4 protein-coding genes and 2 pseudogenes are annotated in these 4,566 nt (G+C 45.6%); 4 read left to right on the top strand and 2 right to left on the bottom strand.

Features of this window, described 5'->3' with window-relative positions; translation table 11 throughout:
• From Q3A88_RS21545 to Q3A88_RS21530, 4 genes and pseudogenes are all read left to right on the top strand, one after another.
• On the top strand, positions 1 to 93 hold a 93-nt coding region (locus Q3A88_RS21545; RefSeq protein ID WP_130960768.1), incomplete at its 5' end, for an IS3 family transposase.
• A gap of 28 nt (positions 94 to 121) precedes the next feature.
• A pseudogene (locus Q3A88_RS21540) lies at positions 122 to 1,357 on the top strand (shufflon system plasmid conjugative transfer pilus tip adhesin PilV); the annotation flags it as partial.
• A gap of 183 nt (positions 1,358 to 1,540) precedes the next feature.
• Positions 1,541 to 2,953, top strand: a pseudogene (locus tag Q3A88_RS21535) (S-type pyocin domain-containing protein); the annotation flags it as partial.
• Positions 2,954 to 3,354: 401 nt separating this feature from the next.
• Positions 3,355 to 3,822, top strand: a complete 468-nt coding sequence (locus tag Q3A88_RS21530; RefSeq protein WP_182099952.1) for a DUF6392 family protein — start codon at positions 3,355 to 3,357, stop codon at positions 3,820 to 3,822.
• A 70-nt stretch (positions 3,823 to 3,892) separates the two neighbouring features.
• Here the strand turns inward: Q3A88_RS21530 and Q3A88_RS21525 are convergent, their stop codons facing one another.
• Together Q3A88_RS21525 and Q3A88_RS21520 are read right to left on the bottom strand one after the other, a co-directional pair.
• Entirely contained in the window at positions 3,893 to 4,078 is a 186-nt protein-coding gene (locus tag Q3A88_RS21525) for a hypothetical protein (RefSeq protein ID WP_317178628.1), read from the bottom strand.
• A gap of 246 nt (positions 4,079 to 4,324) precedes the next feature.
• Positions 4,325 to 4,566: transposase (locus Q3A88_RS21520; protein ID WP_317178627.1), on the bottom strand; the 242-nt coding region annotated here is incomplete at its 5' end.

Raw genomic sequence — 4,566 nt, 5'->3', positions numbered from 1 at the left:
AATTATATTGAGTGCGATTACAATCGCTGGCGTCGCCACAGTGCCTGTGGCGGACTCAGCCCGGAACAGTTTGAAAACCAGAACCTCGCTTAGGGCTGTGTCCACATTACGTGGGTAGGATCAAATCACTTATCAAACATTAGTGAATGAAGGGCTGTTGCCTGTCAGTTATACCGGAATCAATGCGCAGAAATCATCTTATAAAATCATGTTAAAGCGCGATGGGGGTTCACCTAATTACGTTATTAACGGGCTGGTTATCACCACATTGCCGTGGTCAGAAGGAAACCGTGTTCGCTATGACTTATTAGGTCGTGCTATGCAAGCGGCTGGCATTGATAGTGGTATGACGCAATCCGCTACGGTGGCATCGGGAACTGCTGGTCAATGGACTGAGAGCCAAAATAGCTACAGTGGGATAAATGCAGCGGGACTATTGGCCTACCGTGTAGGATACGATTCCTCAATGTATTCGGTTTACCTGCGTCGTGATGGCACACTCCCTATGACGGGTGATCTGAATATGGGCGGCCAGAGTATCAACAACGCCAAAGACATTACCGCATCGGGTGACGTGAATGCGACCTCATTTAATGGTTCTTATGGGCGTTTTGCCAAGAACGTCAATGTGTCTGAGGATTTAAATGTTATTGGTTTTTCCACATTTGGTAAGAACGTATCAATGAACAGCCAGCTTACGGTAAAAAACGGCATCAACTCTGAAAACTACATCTCAGCAAAAACCCAGAGCAGCAAACTTCAGATTGGTGGCGGTGGCACCAGCGATCCGAATATGATTCTGTTAAATGTATCTGGTGGTGCGGGGGATGGTTATCTTTCCCTGAATGGGAATAACAATTCCTCTGTTAAGCTGGATATCTGGGGAAGCCAGAGAGTGAGAGGCGACCTTACCTTATCGGGTTCAAATGATGGAAAAACGACAGGGGCCATTTCTGCGTCAGGAAATATTACATCGTCAGGTGTGTTGGCGGGTCAGTATATACAACCGACATCGATAGTGATATCCGGGGAAGTTTGTTTTACATTAGGGGCAATCAGTAAAGATAATAACGGGAAGCTGTTGTCTTGCGTTAATGGAAGGTGGGCTGCTGGTGCGGGTGTTGCTGAATATGATGTTTCTCCAACATCGTATTTCCCAAATGAAGGATTGTGTCCTGCTGGTACAGTTGTTCTGGCCTATTATGGTAATGTTGAAGCAGACCAAGGTTGCAATGGAAAAACTCAGTATTATACCGGATGGGTTACACCTTTTCAGGCATCATTGCGTGGCGAAGGCAGAGATTGCAGCTATACTCCATATAATATAAAGCATATATCAAAAGTAAAATGCGGGTGATAATATTATTGTTTCTAGTTTGGAAATGTTATTTTTCAGCCGGATAATATCTGGTTATAAATAAAAATTCGCTAATAACGTCTGTATTGAATATTGTTAGCGTTTCCAGTATTGAATCATCCATAAAAAGTGTCCAACATTCAGCCTTCAAAAGGAATGTTTTACTGTCAAAGGATAATGACAATGCCGGGTGCTGCCCGTCTCAATGATATCGGAAGTGGTCATGACTGTTTCCCTGAAACACCGATAATCGAAGGCAGTTCTGATGTAATTATTAATGGTCAGCCTGCTGCCCGACAAGGTGATGCTGTTCTGCTTCATGGTTGTCCCTGTCCCAATGCGCCACATGGTGTGCATTCCCGAAAAATCGCCGAAGGTTCATCCACCGTCATTATTAACGGTAAAAATGCTGCGCGTATTGGGGATGGTATCAATTGCGGTGGTGTCATTGTCTCCGGCAGTGGCAACGTCATCATTGGTGATACACCCCATCGTTCTCCCGTTCAGGACTGTGCTAAACAGGCAGCGTTGAGCCGTGCACCTATATTGATATTGTCGCCAATGCTGGCAGTTGAGCCTGTTTTTGCTAAATCCTGCTTACGTGGCGTGGGTTGTACCGATGCGGGAAAGGAAGACGAGCCACAGGGCAACATCGGGGAAATGAGTTTTTATGTCGCTGAACCTGTTGAGCAGGCTAATCCCTCGCAAGAAAAATCAGTTGAGGTAAAGCAGTATGCGCAGGCAGCGAAAAAGAAAAACACGTCTTCTTCTGCTGTTTCCCCTCCTCAGTCATTTGCCGGAAAAAACGAGCCGTTACCCAAGACCCCGCCCGGTGCGATTAACAAGCCTCAGATACCCCCGATGGAGCCGTGGTATAAAACAATATTCGACCTGTTAGTGGGTAAAGCGGATGCGGCAATGTTGCCGCCACCTCAACCAGTGGTAATGGCAGGTTCGGCAGCACAGGCGGGTGCGACCGCTGCTGCGGGTGGCGCTGTAGCGCAGGCCAATCAGGATGCAGCAAAGGCACTGACACATCAGGCGAAACGCCTTTCTGGTCCATCAATCTGGCAAGGCCAGTTGCAGATGGCACAGAGTTTTCTGCTAATGGGGGCGCTGATTCAGGATCTCCTGAAGGGTGAGAAAGCAGACTTACTGACACCTGAAAAGTTATTGGAGGTAGCGAAGAAACAGGGAACGGTGCCCAGCCGTGTGCGTTATCAGTGGGTAGAAGATGAGGAAACGGGCAGGCTGAAGGCGGTTGGCTACCACACCAGTATGGAAAGTGGTCGTGATCAGGTGCGCGTCAGATTACTGAAACATGATTTCCCCAATAACCGTTACGAGTTCTGGGAAGAGGGCGCAACAGGACCAACAATTTTATGGACACCGGATAATCCGGGTATGGAATTACCCACGGATACGGCACACGGTGAACAGCCTGTTATTCCGTCAGCAGTGCCGGGATTTGAAATTCCAGAGATGGATGATGTCAGCATTCTTGCGACACCAATGCCGGACGAGAAGGATTTTCGGGATTACATTCTGGTGTTCCCTGAGAATGCGTTTCCACCAATTTATGTTTACCTGAGCAAGCCTCCGGTTGAGTTTTTAGAAGTCGAGCTTTACAGTGATTTTGAAGGCAGATCACGGCAGGGGGAATATCAAGTTGACCACATGCCTTCGGCTGCAGCTGTAAAAGCTCACTACAAACGTTTGCATCCAGAGCTTGGACCAAAGGAGCTGAAAAAACTGTCTAAAAGGGTTGCTGCCATTGCTGTCCCTACTGGCGTCCATCAAAAAAATAGTGAAACATACGGTGGTCGAAATACGCCAGAAAAAGTCGAAGCAGATAGTCATGATCTTCGCTCTGCTACTGACAGTAACTTTGATGCGGAAAAGCAGGCGCTTAAAGAACATGGCGCAACGGAAGAGCAATTAGAAGAAGCAAGAGCAAAATTGCACCAACTAAATGAAAGTGTGGGGTTGTACAAAAAATGACTGTGAATGTTGAAGCATTATTTAATCGAATAGGTAAAACTTACCAAGAGATCTTTGATGAAGGATTGATTCCTTATAAAACTAAGCCTAAAGGGGATTCAGGCGATCCTGTATTAGATTTAGATATGGTCAAAGAATCTGTTTACTTAGCTTTTCATCGCTCATCGAGAAAATTGTTTTGTGTGACACTTACACTCTTTGATGAAGACAGGCCAACACAGCAATTCCCAAATGAGCTTCCTCTTCCTTTTAAGAAGGAAATGAGCATCGACTGGATGCATGAAAAATTCGGCATTCCAGAGAAAACCATCCCTTCCAAGGTTATTGGAGGTCTTCAGTTTGGAATGAAAGAAAAGTATAAGTTAGATGGTTTTCATATACCTTTAGCGATGCAGATAGCTTATACCGAGAAAAATACTGTTGAATCAATAACAGTTATGCCAACAGAAGAAATGAAGTGGTAATTACACAAATTAAATTACGATCTCGAAATAGTAGCACAACGACCTGTGTGCTGCTCAACTTACCACACAATTAAAGCTGTTCTACTGGAATCACTTTTGGCGTATGAAAAGTACGAAATAACAGATCAAGCCGTTCCCAAAGAACGAAGCTCAAAATCTCTTTTGCCTTGGGTTCATCCAGTTCAACAACGGCGTAAATTAATGCCCGACACTGATCGATGATTTCTTCCAGTTCCAGCGGAGTGTTATCGAACATGATAAGCCTCCATTGCTGGATGTTGGTATGTGGCAAAAAAAGCAGTAGCCAGATGCAGATTTTCAGGAAGGGAATAGGTAAACTGACAGACAGCCATAGCGTTATCCTTCTAACGTTGAGGTTAGCCCCTGTCTGGTATTGCAAGTACCTTTCAGGGGCGATTATTTCATGAATAGCTTTATGTTAAGGTGTGTACCTGCTTGGCTGCAATTTAAGGCTAGGATTGATACTAAATAGCTTCTCATATTACCGCTCCACTTTAGCCAGGCCAGGTTGATTGCCGGGAAACGGTGAAGCCGCATTCATAAACTGCGTTACCTGTTTCAGTAACTGCCACATGTACCGGCACTGATGGTTTCGCGTTATCGTTTCGTGTAACGACAACCACAGCCGTTCAATTGGATTCAGCCACGGCGAATAGGTCGGCAGAAACAGTAGCCGGAACTTACTGTTCTCCGACAGCCAGCACTCCACTTTGTGGCTTTTAT

The organism is Pectobacterium sp. HCp5_1 (assembly GCF_032905925.1).
Lineage (GTDB): Bacteria > Pseudomonadota > Gammaproteobacteria > Enterobacterales > Enterobacteriaceae > Pectobacterium > Pectobacterium brasiliense_A.
This window is presented reverse-complemented; position numbering and strand designations above follow the sequence as displayed.

What these genes read in the sequence shown, in the direction of transcription:
- Q3A88_RS21530 (WP_182099952.1), top strand. Translation starts at nt 3,355, where the DNA reads ATGACTGTGAATGTTGAAGCATTATTTAATCGAATAGGTAAAACTTAC.
- Q3A88_RS21525 (WP_317178628.1), bottom strand. Translation starts at nt 4,078, where the DNA reads ATGTTCGATAACACTCCGCTGGAACTGGAAGAAATCATCGATCAGTGT.